At 71.9% G+C, this 14,504-nt stretch carries 17 protein-coding genes; 6 read left to right on the top strand and 11 right to left on the bottom strand.

Annotated elements, in window-relative coordinates; genetic code table 11:
* Positions 1-88: 88 nt before the first annotated feature.
* Positions 89-448: a DUF427 domain-containing protein gene (locus tag ACZ592_RS32080; RefSeq protein ID WP_471585192.1), complete on the top strand. Its 360-nt coding sequence runs from the start codon at positions 89-91 to the stop codon at positions 446-448.
* On the opposite strand, the gene ACZ592_RS32075 is transcribed toward ACZ592_RS32080, so the two are convergent.
* The gene (locus ACZ592_RS32075) at positions 432-1,427 is read right to left on the bottom strand and encodes a GlxA family transcriptional regulator (protein WP_471585191.1); all 996 of its coding nucleotides are present in this window, start codon (positions 1,425-1,427) and stop codon (positions 432-434) included. The genes ACZ592_RS32080 and ACZ592_RS32075 overlap by 17 nt on opposite strands.
* Positions 1,428-1,567: 140 nt before the next feature.
* Here ACZ592_RS32075 and ACZ592_RS32070 point away from each other — a divergent pair, with 140 nt between their 5' ends.
* Positions 1,568-2,509 carry an NADP-dependent oxidoreductase gene (locus ACZ592_RS32070; RefSeq protein WP_471585349.1) on the top strand — a complete coding sequence of 314 codons (942 nt, stop codon included), beginning with the start codon at positions 1,568-1,570 and terminating at the stop codon, positions 2,507-2,509.
* 50 nt (positions 2,510-2,559) lie between these two features.
* On the opposite strand, the gene mnmA is transcribed toward ACZ592_RS32070, so the two are convergent.
* On the bottom strand, positions 2,560-3,690 hold the full coding sequence (gene mnmA, locus ACZ592_RS32065; protein WP_471585348.1) for a tRNA 2-thiouridine(34) synthase MnmA: 1,131 nt from the start codon (positions 3,688-3,690) through the stop codon (positions 2,560-2,562).
* Between the two features lie 67 nt (positions 3,691-3,757).
* Here mnmA and ACZ592_RS32060 point away from each other — a divergent pair, with 67 nt between their 5' ends.
* Entirely contained in the window at positions 3,758-4,498 is a 741-nt protein-coding gene (locus ACZ592_RS32060) for an N-acetylmuramoyl-L-alanine amidase (RefSeq protein ID WP_471585190.1), read from the top strand.
* 116 nt (positions 4,499-4,614) lie between these two features.
* On the opposite strand, the gene ACZ592_RS32055 is transcribed toward ACZ592_RS32060, so the two are convergent.
* The 3 genes from ACZ592_RS32055 to ACZ592_RS32045 all read right to left on the bottom strand — a co-directional run bounded on the left by ACZ592_RS32055 (position 4,615) and on the right by ACZ592_RS32045 (position 6,427).
* Positions 4,615-5,793: a cysteine desulfurase family protein gene (locus tag ACZ592_RS32055; RefSeq protein ID WP_471585189.1), complete on the bottom strand. Its 1,179-nt coding sequence runs from the start codon at positions 5,791-5,793 to the stop codon at positions 4,615-4,617.
* Positions 5,794-5,841: 48 nt separating this feature from the next.
* Positions 5,842-6,060 carry a DUF4190 domain-containing protein gene (locus tag ACZ592_RS32050; protein WP_471585347.1) on the bottom strand — a complete coding sequence of 73 codons (219 nt, stop codon included), beginning with the start codon at positions 6,058-6,060 and terminating at the stop codon, positions 5,842-5,844.
* A 214-nt stretch (positions 6,061-6,274) separates the two neighbouring features.
* The gene (locus tag ACZ592_RS32045) at positions 6,275-6,427 is read right to left on the bottom strand and encodes a hypothetical protein (RefSeq protein ID WP_471585188.1); all 153 of its coding nucleotides are present in this window, start codon (positions 6,425-6,427) and stop codon (positions 6,275-6,277) included.
* A gap of 110 nt (positions 6,428-6,537) precedes the next feature.
* Between ACZ592_RS32045 and ACZ592_RS32040 the strand changes: the two genes are divergently transcribed.
* Positions 6,538-7,170 (top strand): TetR family transcriptional regulator, encoded by a 633-nt coding sequence (locus tag ACZ592_RS32040; protein WP_471585187.1) that lies wholly within the window; start codon positions 6,538-6,540, stop codon positions 7,168-7,170.
* Between the two features lie 160 nt (positions 7,171-7,330).
* Positions 7,331-8,179 (top strand): alpha/beta fold hydrolase, encoded by an 849-nt coding sequence (locus ACZ592_RS32035; protein WP_471585186.1) that lies wholly within the window; start codon positions 7,331-7,333, stop codon positions 8,177-8,179.
* On the opposite strand, the gene ACZ592_RS32030 is transcribed toward ACZ592_RS32035, so the two are convergent.
* The 3 genes from ACZ592_RS32030 to ACZ592_RS32020 all read right to left on the bottom strand — a co-directional run bounded on the left by ACZ592_RS32030 (position 8,176) and on the right by ACZ592_RS32020 (position 10,457).
* Positions 8,176-8,652, bottom strand: coding sequence for a F0F1 ATP synthase subunit B family protein (locus ACZ592_RS32030; RefSeq protein ID WP_471585185.1), 477 nt, complete (start codon positions 8,650-8,652; stop codon positions 8,176-8,178). The genes ACZ592_RS32035 and ACZ592_RS32030 overlap by 4 nt on opposite strands.
* A gap of 167 nt (positions 8,653-8,819) precedes the next feature.
* Positions 8,820-9,707 carry a thioesterase family protein gene (locus ACZ592_RS32025; RefSeq protein ID WP_471585184.1) on the bottom strand — a complete coding sequence of 296 codons (888 nt, stop codon included), beginning with the start codon at positions 9,705-9,707 and terminating at the stop codon, positions 8,820-8,822.
* A gap of 75 nt (positions 9,708-9,782) precedes the next feature.
* On the bottom strand, positions 9,783-10,457 hold the full coding sequence (locus tag ACZ592_RS32020; protein ID WP_471585183.1) for a trimeric intracellular cation channel family protein: 675 nt from the start codon (positions 10,455-10,457) through the stop codon (positions 9,783-9,785).
* 188 nt (positions 10,458-10,645) lie between these two features.
* On the opposite strand from ACZ592_RS32020, the gene ACZ592_RS32015 reads away from it, so the two are divergent.
* The gene (locus ACZ592_RS32015) at positions 10,646-10,891 is read left to right on the top strand and encodes a hypothetical protein (RefSeq protein WP_471585182.1); all 246 of its coding nucleotides are present in this window, start codon (positions 10,646-10,648) and stop codon (positions 10,889-10,891) included.
* Between the two features lie 81 nt (positions 10,892-10,972).
* Here ACZ592_RS32015 and ACZ592_RS32010 read toward each other — a convergent pair whose 3' ends face one another.
* Genes ACZ592_RS32010 through ACZ592_RS32000 form a run of 3 tightly spaced genes read right to left on the bottom strand, consistent with a single transcriptional unit; the run spans position 10,973 to position 14,399 of the window.
* Positions 10,973-12,259 carry an ABC transporter ATP-binding protein gene (locus ACZ592_RS32010; protein WP_471585346.1) on the bottom strand — a complete coding sequence of 429 codons (1,287 nt, stop codon included), beginning with the start codon at positions 12,257-12,259 and terminating at the stop codon, positions 10,973-10,975.
* A gap of 44 nt (positions 12,260-12,303) precedes the next feature.
* A complete protein-coding gene (locus tag ACZ592_RS32005; RefSeq protein WP_471585181.1) occupies positions 12,304-13,401 on the bottom strand; it encodes an ABC transporter ATP-binding protein in 1,098 nt (365 codons plus the stop codon).
* A complete protein-coding gene (locus tag ACZ592_RS32000; protein WP_471585180.1) occupies positions 13,398-14,399 on the bottom strand; it encodes an ABC transporter permease in 1,002 nt (333 codons plus the stop codon). The genes ACZ592_RS32005 and ACZ592_RS32000 overlap by 4 nt, the downstream gene beginning before the upstream one ends.
* Positions 14,400-14,504: the final 105 nt, after the last annotated feature.

The raw sequence follows: 14,504 nt of genomic DNA, 5'->3' as shown, positions 1-14,504 counted from the left end.
GGTGGCGGCCCCGCGGAGCGCCGGGGGAAGAAGGCGGCCCGTACGGGCGCTGACGTACGGGAGACCACTCGACGAGGAGGGCACGACCGTGAGCGAAGGACATGTGATCACCATCGAGCGGGGCACGGACCACGTACGCGTGGTGCGGGACGGGCAGGTCGTGGCGGAGAGCCGCCGCCCCCTGCTGCTGCACGAGACGGGCTGTCCCGTGCGCCACTACCTTCCCCCGGAGGACGTGCGCACCGATCTCCTGACGCCGTCGGAGACCCGCACGTACTGCCCGTTCAAGGGAACGGCCTCCTACTGGTCGCTGCCGGACGGCAAGGACGGCAAGGACGGCAAGGACGGCAAGGACACCGTGTGGGCGTACCCGGAGCCGAAAGCCGCCGTGGCCGGGATCAAGGACCACTTCTGCTTCTACGAGGCGGAGGTCACGAAGCAGCCGTGAACGTCCGCCGGTAGGCGAGCGGCGAGACGCCGAGGACGGAACGCATGTGCTGGCGCAGGGAGTTGCCGGTGCCGAACCCTGACCGGTGGGCCACCACGTCCACGGGCAGGTCGCTGGACTCCAGGAGCTGCCGGGCCAGTTCGATGCGCTGGGCGGTCAGCCACCGCCCGGGAGGCATGCCCACCTCCTCCTGGAAGCGGCGCGTGAAGGTCCGCAGGCTCATGCGTGCGTGGGCGGCCAGCTCCCCCAGGGGCAGCGGTTCCTGGAGCCGTTCGAGGGCCCACGCACGCGTGGCGGCCGTGGTGGCGAGCGTGGGCTCGGGGACGGGCCGCTCGATGTACTGCGCCTGACCGCCGTCGCGCCAGGGCGGTACGACACAGACGCGGGCGACGTGGTTGGCGACGGCGGCGCCGTGGTCGCGGCGCACGAGGTGCAGGCAGAGGTCGATGCCGGCCGCGACGCCCGCCGCGGTCAGGACGTCGCCGTCGTCCACGAAGAGCACGTCCGCGTCGACCTTGATCCGGGGGAAGGACCGCTGGAAGTCGCGGGCGACGTTCCAGTGCGTCGTCGCGGGCCGCCCGTCCAGGAGGCCGGTGGCGGCGAGGACGTACGAGGCGTTGCAGAACGAGACGATCCGGGTGCCGGGCCTGATCCGCGCCAGGGCGTCGGTCACCGCCGCGGGCAGCCCGTCGGCCGCCATCCCCTCGTCGAAGTGCCGGGTCGGCGGGATCACCACGGTGTCCGCCGCCTCCAGGGCCTGCGGGCCGTGCTCGGCGGAGACCGTGAACCCGGAGTCCGTGCGCACCGGCCGCCCGTCGACCGTGCAGACCACGACGTCGTAGAGCGGCCGCCGCAGGCCGTCCTGCGCGCTGCCGAACACCCGGGACGGGATGCCCAGCTCGAAGGCGTAGACGCCGTCCAGGGCGAGGACGGCCACGCGGTGCGCGCCCCGCACGCCCTTCACTCCACTGCAGACCATGGCCGAATCCTGTCACATCATGGCCAAACTGCCAGCACCGCGCCCGTGCGCACCGACGCACTCTGGTCCCACGAGCCGTTCCCGGAACCGGCCGTTTCCCGTAACCGGCCGTTCCCGAAAGAGGAAGACAGACCATGAAGATGCGTGCCGTCAGCCCCCGCGCCTGGGGCGCCCCCGAGAACCTGGTCCCGGTCGAGGTGGACCGCCCCGAGCCCGGCCTGACCGAGATCCTGGTCCGGGTGCACGCCGCGGGCGTCAACCCGGTCGACTGGAAGACCCGCGCGGAGGGCGCCTTCGGCAGCTGGGGCGAGACCCCGATCCTCGGCTACGACGTGTCCGGCGTCGTCGAGGAGGTCGGCCCCGGAGTCACCCTGTACCGGCCCGGCGACGAGGTGTTCGGCATGCCCCGCTTCCCCGAACAGGCGGGCGGCTACGCCGAGTTCCTCGCGGCGCCCGCCCGGCGCTTCGCGCCCAAGCCGCAGGGCATCGACCACGTCCAGGCCGCCGCGCTGCCGCTGGCGGCGCTCACCGCCTGGCAGGGGCTCGTCGAGACGGCGGGGCTGCGGTCCGGGCAGCGGGTGCTGATCCACGCGGCGGCCGGGGGCGTCGGGCACCTCGCCGTGCAGATCGCCAAGGCCCACGGGGCGTACGTCGTCGGAACGGCCCGCGCGGACAAGCACGCCTTCCTGCGCGGGCTCGGCGCGGACGAGATCGTCGACTACACGCGCGTGGACTTCGCCGAGGCGGTGCGCGACGTGGACATCGTCCTGGACGGCGTGGGCGGCGCGTACGGCACGCGCTCCCTCGACGTGCTGCGCCCCGGCGGCCACCTGGTCACGCTGCCCGACCCGGGCGGCCTGCCGGACCCCGTGCGGGCCGCGGAGCTCGGCGTGCACGCGGGGTGGACGGTCGTCGAGCCGGACCGCGCGGGACTCCTGGAGATCGTCCGCCTGGTCGAGGCGGGCAAGCTCCGCGCCGAGATCGACACGGTGCTGCCCTTGGAGGAGGCCGCCAAGGCCCACGCGCACGGGGAACAGGGCCGCACCCAGGGCAAGATCGTGCTCCAGGTCGCGGGGCGCTGAGGGCCGCACCCGGACCGCAGGGGCTCGGGAGGGCCCCGCGGGGCTCGGGGCTACACCGCCGCCGCTGCCCGCTCCGTCGTCGCGATCGTCGCCGAGCCGACCACGCGCGTGCCGTCGTAGAGCACGATGGCCTGGCCCGGGGCGACGCCCCGGACGGGCTCGGCGAAGGACACCCGCAGCTCGCCCTCGACCAGCTCGGCGGTCACCTCCGTCTCGCCGCCGTGCGCGCGCAGCTGCGCCGTGTACGTGCCGGGCCCGGTGGGTGCGAGGCCGCACCAGCGGGGCTTGAGGGCGGTCAGGCCGCTCACGTCCAGGGCGGCGGCCGGGCCGACCGTCACGGTGTTGTCCACCGGGGAGATGTCCAGGACGTAGCGCGGCTTGCCGTCGGGGGCCGGGGTGCCGATCCGCAGGCCCTTGCGCTGGCCGATGGTGTAGCCGAACGCGCCCTCGTGGGTGCCGAGCTTGGTGCCCTCGGCGTCCACGATGTCGCCCTCCGCCTTGCCGAGGCGGGAGGCGAGGAAGCCCTGGGTGTCGCCGTCGGCGATGAAGCAGATGTCGTGGCTGTCGGGCTTCTTGGCGACGGCGAGCCCGCGGCGCTCGGCCTCCGCGCGGATCTCCTCCTTGGTGGTGACCGTGTCACCCAGGGGGAACATCGCGTGGGCGAGCTGCTTCTCGTCGAGCACCCCGAGGACGTAGCTCTGGTCCTTGGCCATGTCGGAGGCGCGGTGCAGCTCGCGGGAGCCGTCGTCGTGGACGATCACCTGGGCGTAGTGGCCGGTGACGACCGCGTCGAAGCCGAGGGCGAGCGCCTTGTCGAGCAGCGCGGCGAACTTGATCTTCTCGTTGCAGCGCAGGCACGGGTTGGGCGTGCGGCCCGCCTCGTACTCGGCGATGAAGTCCTCGACCACGTCCTCACGGAAGCGCTCGGCGAGGTCCCACACGTAGAAGGGGATGCCGATGACGTCCGCGGCACGGCGGGCGTCGCGCGAGTCCTCGATGGTGCAACAGCCCCGCGCGCCCGTACGGAACGACTGCGGGTTCGCCGAGAGTGCGAGGTGCACTCCCGTCACGTCGTGCCCGGCCTCGGCGGCACGGGCGGCGGCGACGGCGGAGTCCACGCCGCCGGACATGGCGGCGAGGACACGGAGGGGGCGCTGGGCACGCTGCGGGGTCTCGGTCAAAGTCATAGCTCTAACAGAGTACGGGGCGTCGGGAACCGGACGCCCGTGAGTAAGCGTTGAAGATCGCATGGGGGAACCACAGCGAGGGCCCACGGATTCACCGGGCGCGAAGGGGCGGGCCGACGGGCCGGGCCCCCGGCGCGGCATCGACCGGCGCACGCTCCTGATCGGCGGCGCCGCGGCGGCCGCGGGCACCGCCCTGCTGGCCAAGGACGAGCTCGGCCGGCTGTGGTGGCGGATGCCCGGCGTGGTCAAGAAGCGCAAGGAGGGCGCGGTCGACGCCGCCGGCGTGCAGTGGATCGCCGCCTCCGACTACAACTGGCGCCGCGCGGACCGCCCCGACGACTACGCCATCGACCGTGTCGTCATCCACGTCGTCCAGGGCGGGTACGAGACGGCGCTGCGGGTCTTCAAGGACCCCGCGCACGGCGCCGCCGCGCACTACGTTGTGCGCAAGGACGGGCACATAGCGCAGATGATCCGCGAGCTGGACGTGGCCTTCCACGCGGGGAACAAGAGCTACAACGAACGCAGCATCGGCATCGAGCACGAGGGGTTCGTCGACAAGAAGTCGTCGTTCACCGCCCCGATGTACGCGGCGTCCGCGCGGCTGACCGCCGGGATCTGCCGGCGGTACGACATTCCCGTGGACCGCGAGCACATCGTGGGCCACGTGGAGGTGCCGGGCACGGACCACACGGACCCGGGCCCCTACTGGGACTGGGACCGGTACCTGCGCCTGGTGCGGGCCGAGCGGGACAAGCCGCAGCGCACACCGAAGCCGAGGGCGTCGGAGAAGAAGACCTAGCGACCGCGCGGACCCAGCGGGTCCAGCAGCCCCGCCGGCTCGGCCCCGCAGACCCCGTGGCCCCCCGCAGCCCCGCCAGCTCGGCCCCGCAGACCCCGTGGCCCCCCGCAGCCCCGCTAGCTCAGCCCCGCCGACCGCGCCCGCTCCACCGCAGGGCCGATCGCCGCCGCCACCGCGTCGACGTCCGCCTTGGTCGACGTGTGGCCGAACGAGAAGCGGAGCGTGCCGCGGGCCAGGTCGGGGTCAACGCCGGTGGCGAGCAGGACGTGGCTGGGCTGGGCGATGCCCGCCGTGCACGCGGAGCCGGTGGAACACTCGATGCCCTGCGCGTCCAGGAGGAGGAGCAGGGAGTCGCCCTCGCAGCCGGGGAAGGTGAAGTGCGCGTTGGCGGGCAGCCGTCCTTCCGGGGCGGGATCGCCGCCGAGGATCGCCTCGGGGACCGCCGCGCGGACGGCGGAAACCAGGTCGTCCCGGAGCGCGCCCACCTCGGCGGCGAACCGCTCGCGGTGCGTCGCGGCGTGCTCCCCCGCGACGGCGAACGCGGCGATGGCGGGCACGTCCAGCGTCCCGGAGCGCACGTGCCGCTCCTGGCCACCGCCGTGCAGCACGGGCACGGGGCTGTACTCGCGGCCGAGCAGCAGCGCGCCGATGCCGTAGGGGCCACCGATCTTGTGGCCGGAAACGGTCATGGCGGCGAGCCCGGAGGCACCGAAGTCGACGGGGATCTGGCCGTAGGCCTGTACCGCGTCGGCGTGCAGCGGGATGCCGAACTCCTGGGCGACGTCGGCGAGTTCTCGGATCGGCTGGATGGTGCCGATCTCGTTGTTGGCCCACATGACGGTGGCGAGGGCGACGTCGTCGGGGTCGCGCTCGATGGCCTCGCGCAGCGCGTCGGGGTGCACGCGGCCGTACCCGTCGACCGGCAGATACTCGACGGTGGCGCCCTCGTGCTCACCGAGCCAGTGCACGGCGTCGAGGACGGCGTGGTGCTCGACGGGGCTCGCGAGCAGCCGGGTGCGGGCCCGCGCCCCCTCGCCCGCGTTTCTCCTGGCCCAGTACAGGCCCTTGACGGCGAGGTTGTCGGCCTCGGTGCCGCCGGAGGTGAAGACGGTCTCGCTGGGGCGGGCGCCGAGTGACTCGGCGAGCGTCTCGCGGGCCTCCTCGACGGTGCGTCGCGCCCGCCGCCCCGCCGCGTGCAGCGAGGAGGCGTTGCCGGTGACGGCGATCTGGGCGGTCATCGCCGCGATCGCCTCCGGGAGCATCGGAGTGGTCGCTGCGTGGTCGAGGTAGGCCATGGTGCGCACGATTCTACGAGCCGCGCGAGGCCCTTCGCCCCGGCGGTATCAGCCTGCGAGACCCCAGGACACCGTGCCGTCCATCGCGACGAGCGTGGCGAGCACCACGAGATCGGCGACGCCGAGCCCGAGTCCGAGCAGCGCGCGGCCCTTGCGGGTGGTGCCGCGCCACAGGGCGATGCCCGCGAGGACGATCGCGACGGGCCCGAGGAAGAGGTTCAGGACGAGCAGCCCGACAAGACCGAGGACGAAGGAGGCGACGGCCATGCCGTCGGTGTCACGGCGGCCGGTGGGACGGGACGCGGTGCGGTCCGTCCGGTCCGTCCGGCCCGCGGCGCCTCGGTCCGGGGCCGGCTCGCCCACGTTCTCGGCAACACGATCCGTGCGTTCGGTGTGTTCCGTGCGTTCGGCGGTGAGTTCCATGGTGCGACTCCTGGCAGGTGGAGGTGTCGTACGGAGTGGAGGGGTCGTACGGAGTGGATCAGCGGTGGCGCGCGTGACGCTCGCGGAGGGCGAAGACCATGAGCCACACGCCGATGACCACGGCGGCGACGAGGCTGACCGGAAGCGGGGCGTGGGCCACGGAACCCATGGCGACACCCAGCAGCAGAAGGGCGGCGACAAGGAAGAGCATGAGATCCCTCTCAGTTCGGTGAACGCTTGTGGTAACAGTTGTTCACTGACTATGGAGTCTACTCCCTCCGCGGCTTTCAAATCTCGGAGAACAGTTGTTAACTGCATGGCATGAGTCACACTCTCGGCGTCCGGCAGGCCCAGAAGCAGAAGACCCGGCAGGCCCTCCTCGACGCGGCGCTCCTGCTGCTGGAGGAGCAGAGCCTCAGCAGCCTGGGCCTGCGCGAGGTCACCCGCGCCGTGGGCGTCGCCCCCACCGCCTTCTACCGGCACTTCCGCGACACCGCCGACCTGGGCGTCGCCCTGGTCGAGGAGGCGCTCGACAGCCTGCACACGACGCTCACCGAGATGCTGGCCGCCGAGACCGGCGACAGTGAGCAACGCATCGCGGGCACGGTCGAGTTGATAGCGCGGTACGTCCACGCGCACCCCTCCCACGTCCGCTTCGTCGCCCGCGAGCGGCACGGCGGCGTCAAGGCGGTGCGGGACGCGATCGGCGCCCAACTCGAACTGTTCGCACGGGAGGTGGCCCATCAGTTCGGCCGTGAGGCGCCGACGTCGCGGTGGGCCGAGGACGACCTGCTGATGCTGGCCGGAATGTACGTCGACCACATGGTGATGACCGCGTCGGCGTTCCTGGACGCGGGCCCGGGGACCGCACAGGAGGCGCGGGTCGCGGACATCGCCCGCAGGCAGCTGCGCCTGGTGGGCCTGGGACGCCGGCACTGGCAGGACGAGAACTGACGCCCGCCCGGGACGCCGGACGCCGGGATGCCGGGATGCCGGGACGTCCGGACGCCGGAACGCCGGGACGTCGGCCCCCAGAACCCCAGGCCCCCAAGAGCCCAGGAGCGCCGCCTCCACACCCTCGACTCCCCCGTAAGGAGCTACTAGCCTTACGGTCATGACAGTCGCCCTTGACTCCTGGACGCTCGACCAGACCTTCGCCGGCTCCTCGGGCACCGTCCGCTGGGCCGCCCTCGGCCCCGCCGACGCCCCTCCCGTCGTTCTCGTCCACGGCACGCCCTTTTCCTCGTACGTCTGGCGTGCCGTCGCCCGCGCGCTGTCGGCCGACCACCGCGTGTACGTGTGGGACCTGCCGGGGTACGGCGTCTCGGAGATGCGGGCGGGCCAGGACGTGTCGCTCGCCTCGCAGGCCCGCGTCCTCACCGAACTCCTCGGCCACTGGGGCCTGGACGCGCCGGCCGTGGTGGCCCACGACTTCGGCGGCTGCGTCGCCCTGCGGGCACATCTGCTGCACGGTGCCCGGTACGCACGCCTCGCCCTGGTCGACCCGGTGGCGCTCGCCCCCTGGGGCTCCCCCACGTACCGGCTGCTCGGCGAGAACGCCGATGTGTTCGCCCGGCTGCCGCCCGCGCTGCACCGGGCGCTGGTCCGCGAGTACGTGAGCTCGGCCAGCTCGCGCGGACTGCACCCGGCCGTGCTCGACCGGCTCGTCGAGCCCTGGTGCACGCAGGAGGGCCTGAGCGCCTTCTACCGGCAGATCACGCAGAACGACCAGCGGTTCACGGACGAGATCCAGGGCCGGTACGGCGAGTTGAGCCTGCCCGTGCTGATCTGCTGGGGCACGCGGGACAGCTGGATCCCGCCGACCAGGGGCGAGGAGCTCGCGAAGCTGATCCCCGGTGCCGAGCTGCGCCTGATCGAGGGCGCGGGGCATCTCGTGCAGGAGGACGCGCCCGCCGAACTCACCGCCGAGGTGGGGCGATTCCTCCGGACCGAGTCCTCCTAGCTGCCGGAACCCGCCGTGGCGACCGGCTCGCCCACGATCCTGCTCGCCAGCCCGGCTGCCAGCTCCGGGACGTGGGCACGCAGCTCCGCATCCGCCGACACGCGCTGAGCCTCGATGCCGGCCTTCCCGCTCACGAGCAGCTCGTCGCGCTCTCGCACTCCGTCCTGGCGGGCGGCGGCGATCAGGGCGGCGCCTTCCTCCCGGGCCCGCTGCCGCGTCCGCGCGGCCTCGCCGCGGGCCGCGGCCAGCGTCGCCTCCTTCTCGGCGTGGGTCCGCTCGGCCTCCCGCCGCAGGTGTTCCGCGGGCCCGCCGGTCACCCCTTCAAGGATCGTGGCGCGATCTTCGAGCACGCGGTTGACACGGAGGACCATGCGCCTGACGAAGAAGTAGAGGGAGCCGAACAGCACGACTCCTACAGCGAGATTCTCGACATCCGGATTGATGGGCCCCAGTGGCAGGGGAATGAGCTGCATGCCGGCGATCTACCCGCTCATCCGTGCACAACAACGCGCATCCGTACGGGAGTTGGGTGACGCCCGCCACTCCAGGCGGAACTCCACGGCCCGCACACCGCCGTGGGCCACCTCACCCACCGTCCGACCACCGGGAAGGCCCAGGCGGGCCCTGGCCCAGGCAGGCCCTAGCCCAGCCGGGCCCGTGCGAGCTGTCGCGACTGGGCCACCAGCCGGTCCTCGCTGTCCCAGACCTCCGCGTCCTCCTCCAGGAAGCCGCCCGCGAGGTTCCGCGTGGTGATGGCGACGCGCAGCGGGCCCGGCGCGGGGCGGTGGCGGACGTGGACCGTCAGTTCCACGGTCGGGACCCAGCCGGTGAGGCCCAGCTCGAAGGCGGTCGGCGGCAGCGCGTCGACGGCGAGCAGCAGGGACAGCGGGTCCGCGTCACGGCCGTCCGCGAGACCGAACCAGGCCCGCATCTCGCCCTTGCCGGACGGCTGTCCGAGCGCCCAGCCGAGCGTGGCGGGGTCGAGCTTGAGGAAGAGGCGGTCGGCGATGGCCGAACTGCCGGGCACGGGCCGGTGGTCGGGGGCGTCCTGCGCGCCGAAGCACTGGTCGAGCGGCGGGATGGCGGGCGGCACGGCCGTGGTGCGGACGTCGTCGGGGAGGGCGTCGAGGTCGCCGTAGGAGGCGAGCACGCGGATCCGCTCGACCTCGCGCCCCTCCTCGTCGTACTGGAAGAGCGAGGCCTGACCGGTGGAGAGGGACCGGCCGCCGCGCACCACGTCGGTGCGGATCACGGCGGGTCCGGGGCTGGACGCGGTGAGGTAGTGCGCGGAGACGGTGAACGGGTCGGAGTGCGGCAGGGCGTCCGCCAGCGCGCGGCCGATGACGGCGAGGAGATAGCCGCCGTTGACCGCGCTGATGATCGTCCACCCCGCGGAGAGCTCGGTGTCGTAGACGCCCTGCTCGCGGCGGGTGACCGCGGTGTCGCGGTCGAACTCGCTGTCGCCGATGCTCGCGGGCACCGATGCCGGTATGGAGGCTGCCGAGGCCGCCGATGCTGCCGTTGCCATGGCAGCAACGTACAACAGGAAACTACTGAGCGGTAGCTTTTTCTGCTTCGGGCAGGCCCGGCAGGCTGCCCCCACTCACGGCGTCTCCTCCACCTCGGCCTCCACCGCCGTCGACCGGCGGTTCCAGGCGCGCGGTGCCCGCCAGTGGTAGTGCAGGGCCAGCAGCCGCAGGACGAACGTCGTCACGACGGCGAAGCCGCTGGTGAGGGCCGTCAGCATCTCGAAGCGGATGCACAGGGCGACCATCGCCGCGCCCACGATGGCGGGCACCGCGTACAGGTCGCGGTCCCAGCGGACCAGGGACGGCACCTCGTTGGCGACGATGTCGCGCAGCACACCGCCGCCCACCGCGGTCATCAGGCCGAGGGCGGCCGACGCGGTGAGGCCGAGGCCGTAGTCGTACGCCTTGGTCGTGCCCGAGACGCAGAACAGGCCGAGGCCCGCCGCGTCGAAGACGTTCACGGCGAGCTGGGTGCGCTCCACCTCCGGGTGCAGGAAGAAGACCAGTGCGGCCGCGAACAGCGGGGTGATGAAGTAGCCGAGGTCGGTGAAGGCGGCCGGCGGGACCGCCCCGATGACCAGGTCGCGGAAGAGTCCGCCGCCCAGCGCGGTGACCTCGGCGAGGACGGCGATGCCGAAGACGTCGAAGTTCTTGCGCACGGCGAGCAGCGCGCCGGAGATCGCGAAGACGAAGATCCCCACGATGTCGAGCGAGTGCTGGACGGAGGGGGTGAACAGATCCTGGAGCACGCGCCATTCTTACCCGCGCACGGCCCGGCCCCGCCGCTTCCCTCTCCGGCATTTGAGACTTGCGGGGCCACCAGGCCCGTTCCGACAAGGCCTCTCGCGCCCGAAGTCCCCAGAAGGACTTCAATGAGAAAGTCGAAGGACGGTGGCAGAGAGCGGCCTGATGCGCTGGCGGAGAGGGGGCGGGAGACGTGAGGTTCCTGCTGGAGGTCGACATGGGCGAGACGGCGTTCGAGGGGAACGCCGCGGACGAGCTGGGCCGGATCCTGCGGTACTGGGGCGGCAACCTGCGGCACTACACGCTGGAGCCGGGCGACGGGGAGGCCGTGTACGACTCGCGGTACCGCGAGGTCGGCGGCTGGCGGGTCGTACGTGGGGCGCCGTCGGAAACGGACCGTCCCCACGCACCGGAGGCTCACGGCCCGGAGCCCCGCTGAGGGCCCGGACATGCCGGACGGGAGAGTGCCGCGAGTCCTGCGGACTCCGCACTCCCCCGTCGGGGCACGCACACGCTCAGGTCAGGCCGACGTCCCGCCCGAGCCCTTCTCGCCCTTCACGTCCTTCTTGACCTCGGGCTCAGCGGACTTCGCGGCCTCGGAGGGCTTCGCGGCCTCGGAGGGCTTCGCGGCCTCGGAGGACTTCGCCGGCCCGGAGGGCTTCGCGGCCTCCGGCGAGCTCGCCGGCCCGGCGGCCGCCGACTTCGCCGCCGTCTCGTCCGCCTTCGTCGCGACCGACACCACGTCGATCGCCTCCTTGGCGGCCGCGAGCAGCTTGGTGTCCCCGGGCTGCTGGTCCTCGGCGTTCTCCGGGTGGTGGCAGGCCACCTGGTGCCCGGAGGCCAGGGCGATCAGCGGCGGCTCCTTCTTCGCGCAGATCTCCGTCGCCTTCCAGCACCGCGTGTGGAAACGGCAGCCGGTCGGCGGGTCGATCGGCGAGGGCACGTCGCCGCGGAGCAGGATCCGGTCGCTCTTGGCGCCGCGCCGCTTGGGGTCGGGCACCGGCACCGCGGAGAGCAGCGCCTTGGTGTACGGGTGCATCGGCGAGGAGTAGAGGTCCTTGCGGTCCGCCAGCTCCACGATCTTGCCGAGGTACATCACCGCGATGCGGTCCGACACGTGCCGGATGACCGACAGGTCGTGCGCGATGATCACGTACGTGAGGCCGAGCTCGTCCTGCAGGTCGTCCAGGAGGTTGACCACCTGGGCCTGGATGGAGACGTCCAGGGCCGAGACCGGCTCGTCGGCGACGACGAGCTTGGGCCGCAGTGCCAGCGCGCGGGCGATGCCGATGCGCTGGCGCTGACCGCCGGAGAACTCGTGCGGGTAGCGGTTGTAGTGCTCGGGGCTGAGCCCGACGCGCTCCAGCATCTCCTGCACGGTCTTCTTCACGCCGCCCTCGGGCTTGACGCCCTGGAGCTTGAAGGGCGCGCCGACGATCGTGCCGATGGTGTGCCGGGGGTTCAGCGACGAGTACGGGTCCTGGAAGATCATCTGCACGTCGCGGCGGAGCGGACGCATGCCCCCGGTGTTCAGGTGCGTGATGTCCACCCCCTCGAACTCGACGCGGCCACCGGTCGGTTCGAGCAGCCGGGTGATCAGCCGGCCCATCGTCGACTTGCCGCAGCCGGACTCGCCGACCACGCCGAGCGTCTCGCCGGGGCGTACGTCGAAGGAGAGCCCGTCGACCGCCTGGACGGCCGCGACCTGGCGCTGGAGCAGCCCCTTCTTGATGGGGAAGTGCTTCACCAGGCCGTCGACCTTGAGCAGCGGCTCGGGCGAGCTCTTCGTCTGCGCCGGGATCGTCATCTCCTGGCCCTTCACGGTGTCTTTCGGGTCCTTCGCGGCATCGTTCACAGCTTCGGCGCAATCTCTTCGGTCCAGATCCGCGTGCGCTCGTCCTGCGACATGTGGCAGGCGGAGTAGTGTCCGGCGGCCACCTGGCGCAGTTCGGGGCGCTCGGTGCGGGTGATCTGGTCCTTGGGGATGTCCGCGTAGGGGCAGCGCGGGTTGAAGGCGCAGCCGCTCGGCAGGTTGATCAGGCTGGGCGGCGAGCCCTTGACCGGGATGAGGCGCTCGGTCTCCTCGCGGTCGATGCGGGGCATCGAGCCCAGCAGGCCCCAGGTGTAGGGGTGCTGGGGTTCGTAGAAGACCTTCTCCGCGGTGCCGCGCTCGACGCACCGGCCGCCGTACATGACCAGGAGCTCGTCCGCCATCTCGGCGACCACGCCCAGGTCGTGCGTGATCATGATGACCGCGGAGCCGAACTCCTTCTGCAGGTCCCGGATGAGGTCGAGGATCTGCGCCTGGACGGTCACGTCGAGGGCGGTGGTCGGCTCGTCCGCGATGAGCAGCTCGGGGTTGTTCACCAGTGCCATCGCGATCATCGCGCGCTGGCGCATGCCGCCGGAGAACTCGTGCGGGTAGGAGTCGACGCGCTTGTCCGGCTGGGGAATCCCGACCCGGTCGAGCATCTCGATCGCGCGCTTGCGGGCGGTCTTCTTGTCGACGGCGTTGTGGACCCGGTACGCCTCGGTGATCTGCTTGCCGATGGAGTAGTACGGATGCAGCGCGGAGAGCGGGTCCTGGAAGATCATCGCCATCTCGCGGCCGCGCAGCTTGCGCACCTCGTCGGGATCGGCGGAGAGCAGTTCCTGGCCGTTGAGCCAGATCTCGCCGGAGATCCGCGCCCGGCGGCGGCCGTACTGGCCCGCCGTGTGCAGGCCGAGGATGCCCAGCGAGGTGACCGACTTGCCGGATCCGGACTCGCCCACGATGCCGAGAGTCTTGCCCTTCTCCAGGGAGAAGTTGAGCCCGTCGACGGACTTGACCAGGCCGTCGTCGGTCGGGAAGTGCACCTTGAGGTCGCGCACCTCGAGGAAGGCGGAGGGAGCGGGCGAGCCGGCGACGGGTTCGCCCACCGCTGCTCCGCTCTTGGACAGTTCGGTCATCCCAGCCTCACTCGCGGGTCGATGACGGCGTACATAAGGTCGACGACGAGGTTGGCGACGGCGATCGCGAGCGCCGCACACAGGGTCACGCCGAGAATGACGGGCAGGTCCTTGCTGCTGATGGCCTTGACCGCCTCGAGGCCGAGCCCCGGAAGGTTGAACGTGGACTCGGTGAGCACCGCGCCGCCCATCAGGACGCCGAGGTCGAGCCCGAAGACGGTGAGGATCGGCGTCATCGCGGAGCGCAGCGCGTGCCTGCGGATGACGACCCCCTCGCCGAGGCCCTTGGCGCGTGCCGTGCGGATGTAGTCCTCGCCGAGCACTTCGAGCATGGTCGCTCTGGTGAGGCGGGCGTACATGGCCGCGTTGAGGAAGGCGAGCACGATCCAGGGCAGGATCAGCGTCTGGAACCAGACGTCGATCGAGTCCTCGGTACTGAGGCTGTCCGCGATCTTCACCCAGCCGAGGCTGTGCACGAAGATGCCCATCGCGATCATGCCGGTGAAGAAGACGGGCAGCGAGACGCCGGCGAGCGCGGTGGTCATCGCGGCGCGGTCCCAGATGGTGCCGCGGCGCAGCGCGGAGATCACGCCGGTGATGACGCCACCGGCCAGCCACAGCACGCAGGCGCCCGCGGCGAGCGCACCGGTGACGGGCAGCGCGTCCTTGAGGGTGTCCCAGACGGGCGCCTCGGTACGGAAGGAGTAGCCGAAGCAGGGCGCCGGGCAGTGCGTGACGTCACTGCCGTTGACGTAGTCCCGCCCCATGGGGATGCCCTTGATGAAGTCCCAGAACTGGACGAGCAGCGGGTCGTCGAGGCCGAGTTTGATGCGGATGCCCTGAAGCTGCTCGGCACCCGATGCCTTGCCGGCGAAGAGGACGGCGATGTCCTGTCCCGCCCACTTGGGCAGCATGAAGAAGATGGTGAAGGTCGCGAGCAGTACGACCAGCACCATGATGATGACGGCGATCAGGCGCCGGATGAGATAAGCAAGCACTGTGCGCGGCCCGGGGGGGGGGGGGGGGGGGGGGGGGGGGGGGGGGGGGGGGGGAGAGGGGGGGATAGAGACCGCGCACACAACCGACGAGTTTGCTTTACGGCT

The sequence above is a fragment of the Streptomyces sp. NPDC040622 genome (genome assembly GCF_055593965.1).
The sequence above is the reverse complement of the archived record's forward strand: the minus strand, read 5'-3'. Positions and strand labels throughout refer to the sequence as shown.